The sequence below is a fragment of the Herbaspirillum seropedicae genome, from assembly GCF_001040945.1.
Taxonomy (GTDB): Bacteria; Pseudomonadota; Gammaproteobacteria; order Burkholderiales; family Burkholderiaceae_D; genus Herbaspirillum; species Herbaspirillum seropedicae.
Window position 1 is genome coordinate 390,738 of record NZ_CP011930.1, and the last position, 14,561, is coordinate 405,298.

The following is a 14,561-nucleotide window of genomic DNA, read 5'->3' on the forward strand; positions in this document are numbered from 1 at the left end:
TCCAGGTCAGTAGTCGTAAAGTCCCCGCCAGAGCCAGTCCAGTCCCTGCAACAGCGCCAAGAGGCCGGCGCTGGCCAGGCAAGGTCCGAAGGGAATGGCCTGGCCGCGGCGATGCCGGCCAGCCGCCATCAGCACCACCCCTAGCACCGCGCCCATGGCCGAGGCCAGCAGCAGGATCACCGGCAGCGCCTGCCAGCCCAGCCAGGCGCCGAGCGCAGCCATGAGCTTGAAGTCGCCATAGCCCAGCCCATCCTTGCCGGTGATGAGCTTGAAGAGCCAGAAGATCAGCCATAGCACGCCATACCCGGCCGCAGCGCCCAACACCGCATCCTGCAGGGGCACCAGGCGGTGCGTCAGGTTCACCAGCAGGCCCAGCCACATCAGCGGCAGGGTCAGGTCGTCGGGCAGCAGCATGGTCTGGGCGTCGATGAAGGCCAGCGCGACCAGCGTGGCCGTGCAGGCCATCACGGCCAGGCCGGTGACGCCCAGGCCGAAGCGCCAGGCGGCGAAGGCGAACAGCGCCGCCGTCAACAGCTCTACCAATGGATAACGCAGGCCAATGGCGGCCTGGCAGTGGCCGCAGCGCCCGCGCAGCAGCAGCCAGCTCAGTACCGGCAGCTTGTGACGCCAGGGCAGAGGGGTGGCGCAGTGCGGACAGGCCGATGAGGGCAGCCAGAGGTCGTAGCGGTCTTGATGGGGCGGCGTTTCCCCGCGCTCCTGCGCCACGAAGTTGGCGCTTTCGCGCAGCATCATGATGGGCAGGCGGTGGATCAGCACATTGAGGAAACTGCCCACCAGCAAGCCCAGCAGGGCCGCCAGCGCGCAGAGGATGGGGTCGCCGGGGAGGGCGTAGGCTTCCAGGAAGGGCATCGTGGCAATCGTGGATCGGGGATCGGGGATCGGGCATCGCGGGGATGTTCGTCAGACGACCGACCCCATGCGGAACACCGGCAGGTACAGGGCAATGACCAGGCCGCCGATGACCAGGCCCAGGACCGTCATGATAGCCGGTTCCATGAGGCTGGTCAGTGCCGTGACCGTGTCATCGACTTCGCGCTCGTTGAGTTCGGCGATCTTGATGAGCATGGCGTCCAGCGTGCCGGTCTCTTCGCCCACGGCGGTCATCTGGACGGCCAGGTCGGGGAAGACGCCTGTGGCCTGCATGGCTGCATGCAGCGAGGCGCCATTTCGCACGGCATCGCGCACGGCCAGGCTGGCCTGGCCGATGACCACGTTGCCGGCCGCGCCGGCCACCGTCTCCAGCGCTTGCACCAGGGCGATGCCCGCGCCCAGCAGGGTGCCGAAGGTGCGGCTCCAGCGCGCCAGCGCGGCTTGCCTGAGCAAGCCGCCCAGCAAGGGCAGGCGCAAGGAGAGCCGCTGGGCGTGCTGGCGCAGGGGCAGCCAGCGTCGCCAGGCCTGCAGCCCTGCCAGGACCGCGATCGCCAGTCCCGGCAGCAGCCAGGGCCACGCCTGTGTCAGCGCGTGTGCCAGGCTCATCACGATACGGGTGGGCAGGGGCAGCTCAGCCCCGAAATGGCGAAACATCTGTTCGAAGGCCGGCACCACCCACAGCATGATCACCACGGTCACGGCCACCGCCACCAGCACCACCGCGCAGGGATAGGCCAGTGCGGCGCGCACCTTGCCTCTGAGGGCCAGGGATTTCTCGCGGTAGCTGGCAATGCGGGCCAGCATGCTGTCGAGCACGCCGGCGCTTTCCGCAGCCCGGACCAGTTGGCAGAACAGCGCATCGAAGCGCTGCGGATGACGCGCCAGCGCCGCGTGCAGGCTGTCGCCGCGCGCCACATCCTGGCGGATGGTGGCCAGCAGCCCGCCCAGGGCATCGGCGCCGGCGCCACGGATGGCGATATCGAGCGCCTGCAACAGCGGCAGCCCGGCTTGCAGCATAGTGGCCAGTTGCCGGGTGAAGAGTACGATCTGCTTGTCGGTGATGCGACGCCGCCCCCGGCGCGCCGATATGCCCGGCGCGGGCGTCGCAGCTGCGGTGTCGGCAGGCTGCAGTCGTGCCACCCGTACACCGTCCCGGCGCAGCGCCTGGCGCGCGGCAGTGGCGTCGCGCGCCTGCAGGACGCCGCGTTGCGGCCGTCCGTGGCGGTCCAGGCCCTCCCAGCGGAAGCGGCCGCCCTGACTGCGTTCAGGTGCTGGCAAGGACTTCTCCCAGGCTGGTGTCGCCGCGCAAGGCCTTGAGCAGGCCGGCGCGGCGCAGGTCGATGACACCCTCGGCGCGGGCCTGCCGGGCGATATCCTGGGTGCCGGCCTGGGCCTGGATCAGCGACTGCATCGTGGCGCTGACCGGCATGACCTGGTAGATGCCGGTGCGACCGCGATAGCCGGTATGGCTGCATGCCGGACAGCCATGCGGCACGAAGCTGCCCGACGCGTCGCGCGCCGGGCGGCGGCAGCTGCACAGCCTGCGCACCAGCCGCTGGGCCACGATCAGGCTGACCGAGGCGGCGATGTTGTAGGCCGGCACGCCCATGTTGAGCAGGCGCGTGAGCGTGGCCGGGGCGTCATTGGTATGCAGGGTGGAGAGCACCAGATGGCCGGTCTGCGCGGCCTTGATGGCGATGTCGGCGGTGTCGAGGTCGCGGATCTCGCCCACCATCAGCACGTCCGGATCCTGCCGCAGGAAGGCCCGCAGCGCCACCGCAAAGTTCAGTCCGGCGCGTTCGTTGATGCTGACCTGGTTGATGCCGGGCAGGTTGATCTCGACCGGATCCTCGGCAGTGGCGATGTTGATGCCTGGACGGTTCAGCCGCTGCAGGCAGGCATACAGCGAGACCGTCTTGCCCGAGCCGGTGGGGCCGGTCATGAGCACCATCCCATGCGGCCGTGCGATGGCCTGTTGCAGCGCCTGCAGCTGGGCCGGCTCGTAGCCCAGCTGTTCCAGCGCGAGGGTGGCCTGCTCGGTGTCGAGGATGCGCAGCACGATCTTCTCGCCGAACTGCGTGGGCAGGGTCGAGACGCGAAAGTCCACTGTGCGGGTTTCCAGGGCCAGGCGCATCTTGCCATCCTGGGGCAGGCGCTTTTCGGCGATATCCAGTCGCGCCAGGATCTTGAGCCGGGTCGCCAGCTTGTCCTTCAGGCTCAGCGGCGGCTGCGCCAGCTCATGCAGTATCCCGTCGATGCGCAGGCGCACCCGGCAATAATGTTCGAAGGGTTCGAAATGCAGGTCCGATGCGCCCATGCTGACGGCATCAGCCAAGAGCTTGTACAAGAGCCGCACGACAGGGACGTCGTCGGCCAGGGGAGTCTCGGAAGCTTGCATGGAGGACCTCGCGCGCGAGGTCGCCGGCGGAGGCGGCGACCGGGGGCAGGCAGTCTCCCATGCGGGTTTGCGCGGAGGAAAGCAGGGCCGCTATTGTCTGCGGCAAAGTCGGCAGAGTTCGACGAAGGGTTTCGAGGCCTTGTTCGCCGGGCTCACTCTGCCTTTAGTCGGGCGCCGCCGAGGCTGCCCCCGGCGCCTGCGCCAGCGCGATCAGCTTGACCATGCGGATGGCCTGGTTCTGCACCTGGACGATCTCGATGACGCAGCCGTCCATCTTCACGGCCACGCTGGCTTCAGGGATGTCCTGCAGGTATTCCAGCAACAGGCCATTGATGGTCTTGGGGCCATCCAGTGGCAGCTGCAGGCCGAGGCGCTTGTTGATGTCGCGCAGGGTGGTGCTGCCTTCGAGCAGGCAGGCGCCGTCCTTGTCCCAGCCGAAGCCCTCGCCCGAGCTGCCCGGCGAGGAGGTGGTGAATTCGCCGATCATCTCTTCGATGATGTCTTCCAGCGTCACCAGGCCTTGCACTTCGCCATATTCATCGACCACCACGCCCAGCCGTTCGTGGTTTTCCTGGAAGTACTGCAACTGGGTGAAGACGTCGGTTTCCACCGGCACGTAGTAGGGCGCCGAGAGCAGCTCACGGATGTCGTCGTGGCTGATCTCCTCTTCGCGGCGGAACAGCGAGACCGTCTTGCGCACATGCAGGATGCCGACGATGTGGTTGATCTCGCCCTCGAAGACCGGCAGCTTGTTGTGGTAGCAGGTGGCCAGCTGGTGCAGGATGTCATCGACCGGTGCGGCCAGGTTCAAGGCCTCGACCTGAGAGCGCGGCGTCATCACGTCTTCGACCGAAATCTTTTCCAGGTCGAACAGGTTCAGCAGGATGCTCTTGTGCTTTTGCGGAATGAAGCTGCCGCCCTCGAGCACGATGGAGCGCAGCTCTTCGGGCGAGATGCGCTGTTCGGCGGCGCGCGCGCCGGTCTTGATGCGCAGCAGCCGGAGGATGGCCGAGACGAACAGGTTGACGAACCAGATCAAGGGCTTGGCCACCCGCATCAACGGCTTGAGGATGAAGCCGGTAAAGAGCGAGATGCGCTCGGGATAGGTGGCGCCGATCACCTTGGGCACGATTTCCGCAAAGATGATCAGCAGCGCCGCCACGCAGGCCGTGGCCGCTGTGATGACGCGCTGGTGGTTGCCGAAGGCGGCGATGGCCAGGGCCGTCACCAGGGCGGTGGCCAGGGCGTTGATGGCGGTATTGGCGATCAGGACCAGCGAGAGCAGCCGCTCGGTGCGGTCCAGCAGCCACAGGATGGTGATGGCGGCGCGATTGCCCTGCTTGGCCAGGTGCCGCAGGCGATGGCGGTTGGCGGCCATCAGCGCCGTCTCGGTCATGGAAAAGAAGGCCGAGAGCAGGATCAGGATGAAGAGTGCAAGAACTTGCACCCATATGGGTACGGTTTCCAAACGTTGCCGTCAGGTTGATTACCCTCAGCGGAGGGAGGCGGCGGGCCTGTTTGCCTGCCGGCAAGGCAGGCAGCGCAGGGCGGCCAGGGAGCGCCAAAGTCTAGACGATGGGGGAGTATCCCGCAAGCGGGCATGCTGGCGATGGCGGCAAGTGCGAAGTGGGCGTATAATGCATGGATCGCTCACGAAAAGAGCGGAAATCCCGATCTCCATGAGTGTTGCTGCCGACGCAATCCTCGTGCTTCGCATCTCCATCCGCTTCCCCGAGTTACTGAACGCTGTCGGCCTCACCGCAAGCGCGTTCGCACGTCCTCCGACCTTTACGCTCCCGGCCGCCCTGCTGCGTGGCCAGTCGTCAAAGCCAGAGTTTGCAAATCCCCGAGCCCTTCCTCGCTGGAGGTCGCGTGCTCACGTCAAAGAAAGAGAAAATGGCAAAAGAAGAACTGATTGAAATGCAAGGACAAGTCTCCGAAGTCCTGCCCGATTCGCGTTTTCGCGTGGCGCTGGACAATGGACATTCGCTGATCGCCTACACCGCTGGCCGCATGAAGAAGAACTTCATCAAGATCCTGGCCGGTGACAAGGTCACGTTGGAACTGTCGCCCTATGACCTGAACAAGGGCCGCATCATCTTCCGTCACCTCGAAAACCGTGGCCCGACCGGTCCCCGTCCGGGCTTCCGTCGCCGCTAGCCGTATCCGGCATTGCCGGGCGCGTCTCCCTGCGCCCTAAGGAGGGCGGCCGTCAATGCAGCGGCGGCGCTGGCTCCCCATCAGGTCGGTATTGCGAAAGAAGAACAAGATGCCAAGTCCGATCGATCACCGCGACCATTACCATGGCTACCAGGTCAGTCTGAGCTGCGTGCAGCGCGGTGGCCTCTGGAAGGTTGCGGGCATCACCATCGTGCGCAGCGGTACGCTCACGCCGCTTTTTCCCAGGCGCGCCTTGCCGGGACAATCTCCTGATGCCGACCACGCCGTGCAACGCGGGATGGGCTGGGCGCGCGCGGTGATCGACAACCTCGATCCCGGACGGCTGGTCGAGGCTGTCTGAGGGCTCCGGAGCTGGGGTCCGGATGGACTTGCGCTTGTTTGATTGTTTGAAGATCGATGGCGCAGGGGAAAGTGGAAGCGGAAATGAAAAAGCCCAGCATTGCTGCTGGGCTTTTTTGTCCTTGATGTACAAGGAAATAATTCTGGTCGGGGTGAGAGGATTCGAACCTCCGGCCTCTACGTCCCGAACGTAGCGCTCTACCAGGCTAAGCTACACCCCGTCGAGTGAGATCTAAGTCAGTGATTTCGATCTACTGCGAAAGCCGATAATTCTAACAGGGATTTTTTGAATTGGCTATCCGGAAGTGAAATAATTGCGTCGGCTGCCCGGCGGGCGGCGATTTCCGCCTGTTCGCGGGTATAGGCCAGCGCGCCCGAATGGGTGATGGCCGACAGCACTTCGTCGAAATGCTGCTCGTCGCCATTCTCGATGCAGGTACGCACCAGTTCGCGTTGTTGCGGCGTGCCGTGCTGCATCAGCCAGATCAGCGGCAGGGTGGGCTTGCCTTCGCGCAGGTCGTCGCCGACGTTCTTGCCGATCTCGGCGCTGTTGCCGGAATAGTCCAGGACGTCGTCGATCAACTGGAAGGCGGTGCCGATGGAACGGCCATATTCGGCGGCGGCTTCGATGCCGGCCTCGTCGGCGCCAGCGATGAGCGCGCCGATCTGGCTGGCGGCTTCAAACAGCTTGGCGGTCTTGGAGCGGATCACCTGCAGGTAGCCGTTCTCGTCCACGTCGGGATTGTGCATGTTGAGCAACTGCAGCACTTCGCCCTCGGCGATGACGTTGGTGGCGTCGGCCACGATTTCCATCACGCGAGGATTGCCCACGGCGACCATCATCTGGAAGGCGCGCGAATACAGGAAGTCGCCCACCAGCACCGAAGCGGCGTTGCCGAACATGGCGTTGGCGGTCTGCTTGCCGCGCCGCAAGGAAGACTCGTCCACCACGTCGTCATGCAGCAGGGTGGCGGTGTGGATGAATTCGATCACCGCCGCCAGCGAGTGATGGTGTTCACCCTTGTAGCCGAAGGCGTTGGCGATGAGCACCACCAGCACCGGGCGCAGGCGCTTGCCGCCCGCACTGATGATGTATTCGGCGACCTGGTTGACCAACGGCACTTCCGAATACAGCTGCCGGCGGATGACTGCGTTGACCGCCTCCATGTCGGCGACGATCGGTTGCAGGATGGTTTGTTGCGAAGCGGTTTGTACGGCGGCAGACAAGGCGGAACCTGTGAAAAAGGGTTATTTCCGGGATTATACGATGACAAGGCAGGCCCACGCCAAAGACCGTGTTTGCAGGCCGGCGTGGGAGATGCGCATTGCTGTGGCGAAATTCCCGTTGGATGGATATCTTGCTCGTCCGGCAAGAATGGCTGGCGTCGTCGTTGTCCGGGCGGAAACTGTGTTGTACAGCGGTCGGGCAAAGTGTCAAGCCTTTTGACCGAGCAGCTAAGTGCCTGTATAATTTGCGGTTTTCCTGTTTCGGCAGGGAAAAATCGTTCTTATTCATTCATTCGTGAGGTTTCACATGTACGCGGTCATAAAAACCGGCGGCAAACAATACAAAGTTGCTGCTGGCGAAAAACTCAAAGTAGAACAGATACCGGCTGACATTGGCTCCGAAATCACTTTGGATCAAGTGCTCGCAGTGGGCGCAGGCGAAACCGTGAAGTTCGGTGCGCCGCTGGTCGCAGGTGCTACGGTGCTGGCTACTGTGGTAGCGCAAGGTCGCCATGACAAGGTCCGCATCTTCAAGATGCGTCGTCGCAAGCACTACCAAAAGCGTCAAGGCCATCGTCAGAACTACACCGAACTGCAAATCGTCTCGATCAACGCCTAAGCGTTGACCCAAACGAACTGCTCATCCAAAGTCATCAAGGAGTTTTAAATGGCACACAAAAAAGGCGGCGGCACTACGCGCAACGGCCGTGACTCAGAATCGAAACGCCTGGGCGTCAAGGTTTATGGCGGCCAAGTGATCAACGCTGGCGGCATCATCGTCCGTCAACGCGGCACCCGCGTCCACGCTGGCGAAAACGTCGGCGTCGGCAAGGACCACACCCTGTTCGCCCTGAAGGACGGCAAGGTCAAGTTCGTTGTCAAGGGCCTGCAACAGCGTCAATACGCTACCGTCGTTCCGGCGTAAGCGTTCCTGTCATCCGGGTTCGCCCGGAAACCAGGCATAAAAAAGGCTCTGCCGGCTGGTGGAGCCTTTTTGATTTTTGAAGAGCCGTCAACAAAGCGCCGAGCCCCGGCTTGCATGGCAAGTGCAGGGGTGGGTCCTGATCAGGATCCAGGATGCATCGACGTTTTGTTAGCGGCTCCCATGTCCCACGAGGCGTCAATATCATGAAATTCATCGACGAAGCACGCATTGAAGTCGTGGCGGGGGATGGCGGCAACGGTGTCGCCAGCTTCTGCCGCGAGAAATTCCGCCCCTTCGGCGGTCCCGACGGCGGCGACGGCGGCAAGGGCGGCACCATCTGGGCCGTGGCCGACCGTAACGTCAACACCCTGATCGACTATCGCTACGCCAAGCTGCACCGCGCCGGTCGCGGCGAGAACGGCCGCGGCTCGGACTGCTACGGCAAGGGCGCCGACGACGTCTACCTGCGCATGCCGGTGGGCACGCTGATCGTCGACATCAATACCGGCGAGCACATCGCCGACCTGACCTTCCACGGCCAGACCGTGATGCTGGCCAAGGGCGGCGAGGGCGGCTGGGGCAACATCCACTTCAAGACCTCGACCAACCGCGCCCCGCGTCAGAAGACCGAGGGCAAGGAAGGCGAACGTCGCGAGCTGCGTCTGGAACTGAAGGTGCTGGCCGATGTGGGTCTGTTGGGCATGCCCAATGCGGGCAAGTCGACCTTTATCACGGCGGTGTCCAACGCCCGTCCGAAGATTGCCGACTATCCCTTCACCACGTTGCATCCCAACCTGGGGGTGGTGCGCGTGAGCCACGAGAAGAGTTTCGTGATCGCCGACATTCCCGGCCTGATCGAAGGCGCGGCCGATGGTGCGGGCCTGGGCGTGCAGTTCCTGCGCCACCTGCAGCGCACCGGCCTGCTGCTGCATATCGTCGATCTGGCGCCCTTCAATGAAGAAGTCGATCCGGTCAAGGAAGCCAAGGCCATCGTGCAGGAACTGAAGAAGTACGACCAGTCCCTGTTCGACAAGCCGCGCTGGCTGGTCCTGAACAAGCTGGATGTGGTGCCCGAGGCCGAGCGCGCCAAGCGCGTGAAGGACTTCGTCAAACGCTTCGGCTGGAAGGGCCCGGTCTTCGAGATCTCCGCCCTGAACCGCGATGGCTGCGAAGAACTCATCAACGAGATCTACAAGTATCTGGAAACCAAGCGCGCCGAAGAGCACCGCTCGGAAGAGACGCAGATGACCGAGGAAGCGCGCGCCATCTCCAGCATCGACCCGGACGATCCACGCTTCAAGGTCCTGGACTGATTCATCCGTGCGCGGCCCCGTCCCTTCTCGGGGCTGCGCGCGGGGGCGGTTCGGGCTATCATCTCAGCCTGTCGGATTTTCCGCCCGCCCCCAGAAGAATCAGAACCCGGAACACTATGCAATCGGTCATTCAACGCGCCAAGCGACTCATCATCAAGGTGGGCTCTTCCCTGGTCACCAATGATGGCAAGGGCCTGGACGCCAACGCCATCGCCCGCTGGGCCGAACAGATCGCGCAACTGCGCGCGCTCGGCAAGGAAGTGGTGCTGGTCAGCTCCGGCGCGGTCGCCGAAGGCATGCAGCGCCTGGGCTTCGAGAAGCGCCCGACCGGCATCCATCACCTGCAGGCTTGCGCCGCCGTGGGCCAGATGGGCCTGGCGCAGATCTACGAAACCAGTTTCCGCAAGCACGACCTGCACACCGCCCAGGTGCTGCTGACCCACGCCGACCTGGCCGACCGGGAACGCTACCTCAATGCCCGCTCGACCCTGTTTGCCCTGTTGCAACTGGGCGTGGTGCCGGTCATCAACGAGAATGACACGGTGGTCACCGATGAAATCAAGTTCGGCGACAACGACACCCTGGGCGCGCTGGTGGCCAACCTGATCGAAGCCGAAGCCCTCATCATCCTGACCGACCAGCCTGGCCTGTTCACCGCCGATCCGCGCAAGGATCCGACGGCGACCCTGATTTCCGAAGCGCGCGCCGGCGACCCCTCGCTGGAACTGATCGCGGGCGGCACCGGCACTGGCATTGGCCGGGGCGGCATGCTGACCAAGATCCTGGCCGCCAAGCGGGCCGCCACGTCCGGCGCGCATACCGTGATCGCCTGGGGCCGCGAAGAGCAGGTCTTGACGCGTCTGGCCGCCGGTGAGGCCATCGGCACCCAGCTCAACGCCGAGACCGCGCAGCTGACCGCCCGCAAGCAATGGATGGCCGATCACCTGAAGACGGCCGGTCGCGTGGTGCTGGATGCCGGCGCAGTGCAGAAGCTGAGCCTGGAAGGCAAGTCGCTGCTGCCCATCGGCGTGGTGGAGGTCTCGGGCGAGTTTGGCCGGGGCGACGTGATCACCTGCGTGGACGAGAACGGACGCGCCATCGCGCGTGGCATGAGCAACTACAACAGCTCGGATGCGCGCCGCATCATCCGCCATCCTTCTTCCGAAATCCAGGCGATCCTGGGCTTCGTGGAGGAGCCGGAGCTGGTGCACCGGGACAACCTGGTGCTGCTCTGATTAAAACGATATAAAGAATATAAAGGAAATAAAAAACGCGGCCTGGCCGCGTTTTTTATTGCCTGACTGTCTTTCCAGCGCCCGCTCTTAGCGGCGCACCGGGTCAAGCCGGGTCTGGCTCTTGAGGCGACCGATGATGCTCTTGAGGTTTTCATTGTCGGCAATCATCCTGCCTTCGCAGAAATAGTCCTTGAACAGTGCGCCGTCGATGCGATTGGCACCCATGTCACGGATCGGTTGCCACTTGTCCCGACGCGAACGCGACCAGCTGCCATCGGGATGGCCGAAGGCATAGGTCTTCTTTTCCCAGGTCTCGCAGCGCATGCCTTCATAGAGGGTGTTGACGGCGCCGCCTTCGGTGCGGGTCACCACCGTATAGCGGACCACCTTGTCGGCGCCGATGGAGACCGAGTTGGTATCGACATAGGCCTTCATCGTCGCGTTCGGGCTCAGGTAGAACTCCGCCAGGTTCTGCTGCTGCGGCGCAGGCGGCAGGTGGACGGCGATTTCCTGCCAGGGCTTGGCTTCATCATCGAATTCTTCGTCGAAGCTCTGCGCCAGCGTACTGGCGCAGACCGCCAGCAGCGAGCAGGCCAGCGCCGCACGACGCAGGCCGCGCAGGCTCAGGAGGGAACGGACTTGTTCGGATTGCACGGAAAAAGGCATGTGGCTCACTTGGGTTCGGGCGCAGGCGCCGCATTGGGGGGCAGGCCGCTGGCGGCCGGTTTCTTGTGGGCGGGCAGGGCGCGCGCGGTCGGCTCATGGCGGCGCGCACCTTGGCCGGGCCGGTTCAGGAAGCGCGACAATTCCTGCAGCGCCTGCTGGTAGACCTCGCGCTTGAACTCGATCACCACGTCCAGCGGCACCCAGTAGTCATGCCAGCGCCAGGCATCGAACTCCGGATGCGAGGTGCCGCGCAGGTTGACGTCGCAGTCGCGCCCGACCATGCGCAGCAGGAACCAGATCTGCTTCTGGCCGCGGTAATGGCCGCGCACTTCGCGCTTGATGAAATGATCGGGGACTTCATAGCGCAGCCAGTCACGGGTGCGGCCAATGATCTTCACGTGCTCGGCGCGCAGGCCGATTTCTTCTTCCAGTTCCCGGAACATCGCCTGTTCGGGGGTCTCGCCGTGCTTGATGCCGCCTTGCGGGAATTGCCAGGAGTGCTCGCGCACGCGCTTGCCCCACCACACCTCGTTATTGGCGTTGAGCAGGATGATGCCGACGTTCGGGCGGAAGCCTTCTCGATCCAGCATGGTGATCCTCAAACTTTCTGCGGCTGGAAGTCCCCTTCAGGCAGGCTCATGCGACTGTGCGAGCGCTGGCCGATGCCGGCGCGCCAGGCGTGTCAGGAGCAATCACATCGATGCACGGATGTCATTGAAACTAGGAGCAAATCTGCAAAGAAAGGGCGCATCAGCCAGCTAATCCTTTAAAATTGGAATGATTATAACCCTCCTCTTTTTAAAAAGAACCGACCGTCATGCGCGCCTCACGTTTTTTTATTTCCACCCTGAAAGAAGCCCCTTCGGACGCTGAAATCGTCAGCCACAAGCTGATGATGCGGGCCGGGATGATCAAGCGTCTGGGCGCCGGCATCTACACCTACATGCCGATGGGTCTGCGCGTGATCCGCAAGGTCGAGGCGATCGTGCGCGAGGAAATGAACCGCGCCGGCGCCGTCGAGCTCCTGATGCCGGTGGTGCAGCCGGCCGAGCTGTGGCAGGAGACCGGGCGCTGGAACAAGATGGGCGCCGAGCTCATGCGCGTGAAGGATCGCCATGGCCGCGACTTCGCCATCCAGCCGACCTCGGAAGAAGTGGTCACCGACGTGGCCCGCTCCGAGCTGCGCAGCTACAAGCAACTGCCGGTCAACTTCTACCACATCCAGACCAAGTTCCGCGATGAGCGCCGTCCGCGTTTCGGCTTGATGCGCGGTCGTGAATTCACGATGAAGGACGCCTATTCCTTCGACCGCGATGTCGATGGCTTGAAGAAGTCCTACCAGGCCATGTACGACGCCTACGTGCGCATCTTCACCCGCTTCGGCCTGGAATTCCGCGCCGTGGCCGCTGACAACGGCGCCATCGGCGGTTCCGGTTCGCATGAATTCCACGTCGTCGCCGCCACCGGCGAAGACGCGCTGGTCTACTGTCCCACCTCCGACTACGCCGCCAACATGGAAGCGGCCGAGGCCCTGCCGGTGGACAGCACCCGTGGCGCCGCCACCCAGGCGCTGGAAAAGACGGCCACCCCCGGTAAGTCCAAATGCGAAGCCGTGGCCGAGCTGCTGGGCCTGCCGCTGGCGCGCACGGTCAAGTCGATTGTTCTGGCCGTGGACAACGAAGACCCGGCCAAGAAGGAAATCTGGCTGCTGCTCCTGCGCGGCGACCATGAATTGAACGAAGTGAAGGCCAGCAAGATCCCCGGCCTGTCCACCTACCGCTTCGCCAACGAAGCCGAGATCGTCGAGTGGTTCGGTACGCCGCCGGGCTACCTGGGCCCCATCGGCACCAAGAAGCCGGTCAAGGTCGTGGCCGACCGCACGGTGGCCAACATGGCCGATTTCGTCTGCGGCGCCAACGAAGCCGACTTCCACTACACCGGCGCCAACTGGGGGCGCGACCTGCCCGAGCCGCTGGTGGCCGACATCCGCAACGTCGTCGAAGGCGATGCTTCGCCGGACGGCAAGGGCGTGCTGGCGATCCAGCGCGGCATCGAAGTGGGCCACGTGTTCCAGCTGGGCACCACCTATTCCGAAGCCATGAAGGCGACCTACCTGGATGAAGCCGGCAAGCCGCAACCGCTGGTGATGGGCTGCTACGGCATCGGCGTGACCCGTATCCTGGGTGCGGCCATCGAGCAGAACTTCGATGACCGCGGCATCATCTGGCCGACCTCGATTGCGCCGTTCGAAGTGGTGCTCTGCCCCATGGGCTATGACCGCAGCGAAGCGGTCAAGACCGAGATCGACAAGCTCTACGCGCAACTGAGCGAGGCCGGCGTGGACGTGGTGCTGGACGACCGTGGCGAGCGTCCGGGCGCGATGTTCGCGGACTGGGAGCTGATCGGCGTGCCGCATCGCATCGTGGTAGGCGACCGTGGCCTCAAGGATGGCAACATCGAGTACCAGGGCCGTCGTGATACCGAGGCAACCCAGGTGCCGCTGGCCGAGGCGCTGGCCTTCATCCAGGGCAAGCTGGCGGCCTGACTCGGCACGGCAACAAGACAAAAAGGCGGGCGCCATGCATCGGCGCCCGCCTTTTTGTTTGGGACTGCGGTGATACTTACTTTGACTTACTTGGCAGTGGCCGGAACGATGGTCACGGTCTCGCGCAGGATGCCGCCTTCAGACACGCTGCCTTCGACACGTCCCTCGCCGTTGACGCGCTTCTCGCAGTCGATGCGATCCGATTGTGGCAGACCTTCGCAGCGCTTCATGGCGTTTTCCTTCAGTTGGGCCGCGCCGGGGTCGGTGAGATTGCCGCGGCTGGCGGCCTGTCGTGCAGCGCCGGCTTCGCGCAGGCAGGTGGCGCGGTCTTCGCTGGAACTGCCATTCTTGCAGGCGGCGACCTGTTGCTGGTAATCCGAGTTGTCCGTCTTGCCGGCAGCCAATACGTGCGAAGCGCCGCCCAGGGCCGCCAGGCCGATCACGAGGGCGCTGGCCGAACGCAGCAGTTGATGACGCAGGGTTGCGGTTGAATTGGGCATGTCATTTCCTTTCTCTTGGCAATGAGCGCGCAAGCTCATCATTGGATGGCATGGTAATAGACCTGCTGATGCTTGTTCAGTTCTGTTTACTTCAGTTCTACGGGTGGGGAGGTGAGTGTCGGTACATCGGTACACGGGCAGCGCCGACACATCATGCAGAATGATCAGAATAAGCAGGATAACCAGGCGTCGCCTTGCGCGGCATCAGAGAAGCTCGCCAATGGGCGTCAGACAAGAGGAAACCTGCCGATCCGGCAGGGCCGCTGCAGACGTGCGGACACATCTGGAAACAAAAACGCCCGCATGACATCTGCGGGCGTTTTTGTTTGCAAGTCGCTTGC

15 protein-coding genes and 1 tRNA gene are annotated in these 14,561 nt (G+C 63.7%); 7 read left to right on the forward strand and 9 right to left on the reverse strand.

Going from position 1 to position 14,561, the window contains the following annotated elements; translation table 11 throughout:
* Positions 1–6: 6 nt before the first annotated feature.
* The 4 genes from ACP92_RS01760 to ACP92_RS01775 all read right to left on the reverse strand — a co-directional run bounded on the left by ACP92_RS01760 (position 7) and on the right by ACP92_RS01775 (position 4,757).
* Positions 7–870: a prepilin peptidase gene (locus ACP92_RS01760; RefSeq protein ID WP_013232402.1), complete on the reverse strand. Its 864-nt coding sequence runs from the start codon at positions 868–870 to the stop codon at positions 7–9.
* A 51-nt stretch (positions 871–921) separates the two neighbouring features.
* On the reverse strand, positions 922–2,169 hold the full coding sequence (locus tag ACP92_RS01765; RefSeq protein WP_048348484.1) for a type II secretion system F family protein: 1,248 nt from the start codon (positions 2,167–2,169) through the stop codon (positions 922–924).
* Positions 2,156–3,289 carry a GspE/PulE family protein gene (locus ACP92_RS01770; protein WP_013232404.1) on the reverse strand — a complete coding sequence of 378 codons (1,134 nt, stop codon included), beginning with the start codon at positions 3,287–3,289 and terminating at the stop codon, positions 2,156–2,158. The genes ACP92_RS01765 and ACP92_RS01770 overlap by 14 nt, the downstream gene beginning before the upstream one ends.
* A 163-nt stretch (positions 3,290–3,452) precedes the next feature.
* On the reverse strand, positions 3,453–4,757 hold the full coding sequence (locus tag ACP92_RS01775) for an HlyC/CorC family transporter (RefSeq protein ID WP_013232405.1): 1,305 nt from the start codon (positions 4,755–4,757) through the stop codon (positions 3,453–3,455).
* Positions 4,758–5,185: 428 nt separating this feature from the next.
* On the opposite strand from ACP92_RS01775, the gene infA reads away from it, so the two are divergent.
* Together infA and ACP92_RS01785 are read left to right on the forward strand one after the other, a co-directional pair.
* Positions 5,186–5,449 carry a translation initiation factor IF-1 gene (infA, locus tag ACP92_RS01780; protein ID WP_013232407.1) on the forward strand — a complete coding sequence of 88 codons (264 nt, stop codon included), beginning with the start codon at positions 5,186–5,188 and terminating at the stop codon, positions 5,447–5,449.
* A 109-nt stretch (positions 5,450–5,558) separates the two neighbouring features.
* Positions 5,559–5,810, forward strand: coding sequence for a hypothetical protein (locus ACP92_RS01785; RefSeq protein WP_041310014.1), 252 nt, complete (start codon positions 5,559–5,561; stop codon positions 5,808–5,810).
* Positions 5,811–5,953: 143 nt separating this feature from the next.
* Here ACP92_RS01785 and ACP92_RS01790 read toward each other — a convergent pair.
* Together ACP92_RS01790 and ispB are read right to left on the reverse strand one after the other, a co-directional pair.
* Positions 5,954–6,030 (reverse strand) — tRNA-Pro (locus ACP92_RS01790).
* A gap of 16 nt (positions 6,031–6,046) precedes the next feature.
* Positions 6,047–6,976, reverse strand: a complete 930-nt coding sequence (ispB, locus tag ACP92_RS01795; protein WP_013232409.1) for an octaprenyl diphosphate synthase — start codon at positions 6,974–6,976, stop codon at positions 6,047–6,049.
* A gap of 367 nt (positions 6,977–7,343) precedes the next feature.
* Between ispB and rplU the strand changes: the two genes are divergently transcribed.
* From rplU to proB, 4 genes are all read left to right on the forward strand, one after another.
* The gene (gene rplU / locus ACP92_RS01800; protein WP_006713215.1) at positions 7,344–7,655 is read left to right on the forward strand and encodes a 50S ribosomal protein L21; all 312 of its coding nucleotides are present in this window, start codon (positions 7,344–7,346) and stop codon (positions 7,653–7,655) included.
* 48 nt (positions 7,656–7,703) lie between these two features.
* On the forward strand, positions 7,704–7,961 hold the full coding sequence (gene rpmA / locus ACP92_RS01805) for a 50S ribosomal protein L27 (RefSeq protein WP_013232410.1): 258 nt from the start codon (positions 7,704–7,706) through the stop codon (positions 7,959–7,961).
* A 203-nt stretch (positions 7,962–8,164) separates the two neighbouring features.
* Positions 8,165–9,274, forward strand: coding sequence for an Obg family GTPase CgtA (gene cgtA, locus ACP92_RS01810; protein ID WP_013232411.1), 1,110 nt, complete (start codon positions 8,165–8,167; stop codon positions 9,272–9,274).
* A gap of 116 nt (positions 9,275–9,390) precedes the next feature.
* On the forward strand, positions 9,391–10,509 hold the full coding sequence (proB, locus tag ACP92_RS01815; protein WP_013232412.1) for a glutamate 5-kinase: 1,119 nt from the start codon (positions 9,391–9,393) through the stop codon (positions 10,507–10,509).
* Between the two features lie 87 nt (positions 10,510–10,596).
* On the opposite strand, the gene ACP92_RS01820 is transcribed toward proB, so the two are convergent.
* Both ACP92_RS01820 and ACP92_RS01825 read right to left on the reverse strand, forming a co-directional pair.
* Entirely contained in the window at positions 10,597–11,175 is a 579-nt protein-coding gene (locus ACP92_RS01820) for a CNP1-like family protein (protein ID WP_013232413.1), read from the reverse strand.
* 5 nt (positions 11,176–11,180) lie between these two features.
* Positions 11,181–11,765 (reverse strand): RNA pyrophosphohydrolase, encoded by a 585-nt coding sequence (locus ACP92_RS01825; RefSeq protein WP_013232414.1) that lies wholly within the window; start codon positions 11,763–11,765, stop codon positions 11,181–11,183.
* Between the two features lie 227 nt (positions 11,766–11,992).
* On the opposite strand from ACP92_RS01825, the gene ACP92_RS01830 reads away from it, so the two are divergent.
* A complete protein-coding gene (locus ACP92_RS01830) occupies positions 11,993–13,720 on the forward strand; it encodes a proline--tRNA ligase (protein ID WP_013232415.1) in 1,728 nt (575 codons plus the stop codon).
* A gap of 86 nt (positions 13,721–13,806) precedes the next feature.
* Here the strand turns inward: ACP92_RS01830 and ACP92_RS01835 are convergent, their stop codons facing one another.
* Positions 13,807–14,220 (reverse strand): hypothetical protein, encoded by a 414-nt coding sequence (locus tag ACP92_RS01835; protein WP_013232416.1) that lies wholly within the window; start codon positions 14,218–14,220, stop codon positions 13,807–13,809.
* Positions 14,221–14,561 lie beyond the last annotated feature (341 nt).

Excerpts from the sequence above, each read along its gene's own strand:
- ACP92_RS01820 (WP_013232413.1), bottom strand. The coding sequence starts at position 11,175 with ATGCCTTTTTCCGTGCAATCCGAACAAGTCCGTTCCCTCCTGAGCCTG.
- proB (WP_013232412.1), top strand. The coding sequence starts at position 9,391 with ATGCAATCGGTCATTCAACGCGCCAAGCGACTCATCATCAAGGTGGGC.
- ACP92_RS01825 (WP_013232414.1), bottom strand. The coding sequence starts at position 11,765 with ATGCTGGATCGAGAAGGCTTCCGCCCGAACGTCGGCATCATCCTGCTC.
- cgtA (WP_013232411.1), top strand. The coding sequence starts at position 8,165 with ATGAAATTCATCGACGAAGCACGCATTGAAGTCGTGGCGGGGGATGGC.
- ispB (WP_013232409.1), bottom strand. The coding sequence starts at position 6,976 with ATGGAGGCGGTCAACGCAGTCATCCGCCGGCAGCTGTATTCGGAAGTG.
- rpmA (WP_013232410.1), top strand. The coding sequence starts at position 7,704 with ATGGCACACAAAAAAGGCGGCGGCACTACGCGCAACGGCCGTGACTCA.
- rplU (WP_006713215.1), top strand. The coding sequence starts at position 7,344 with ATGTACGCGGTCATAAAAACCGGCGGCAAACAATACAAAGTTGCTGCT.
- ACP92_RS01770 (WP_013232404.1), bottom strand. The coding sequence starts at position 3,289 with ATGCAAGCTTCCGAGACTCCCCTGGCCGACGACGTCCCTGTCGTGCGG.
- ACP92_RS01835 (WP_013232416.1), bottom strand. The coding sequence starts at position 14,220 with ATGCCCAATTCAACCGCAACCCTGCGTCATCAACTGCTGCGTTCGGCC.
- ACP92_RS01785 (WP_041310014.1), top strand. The coding sequence starts at position 5,559 with ATGCCAAGTCCGATCGATCACCGCGACCATTACCATGGCTACCAGGTC.
- ACP92_RS01760 (WP_013232402.1), bottom strand. The coding sequence starts at position 870 with ATGCCCTTCCTGGAAGCCTACGCCCTCCCCGGCGACCCCATCCTCTGC.
- infA (WP_013232407.1), top strand. The coding sequence starts at position 5,186 with ATGGCAAAAGAAGAACTGATTGAAATGCAAGGACAAGTCTCCGAAGTC.
- ACP92_RS01830 (WP_013232415.1), top strand. The coding sequence starts at position 11,993 with ATGCGCGCCTCACGTTTTTTTATTTCCACCCTGAAAGAAGCCCCTTCG.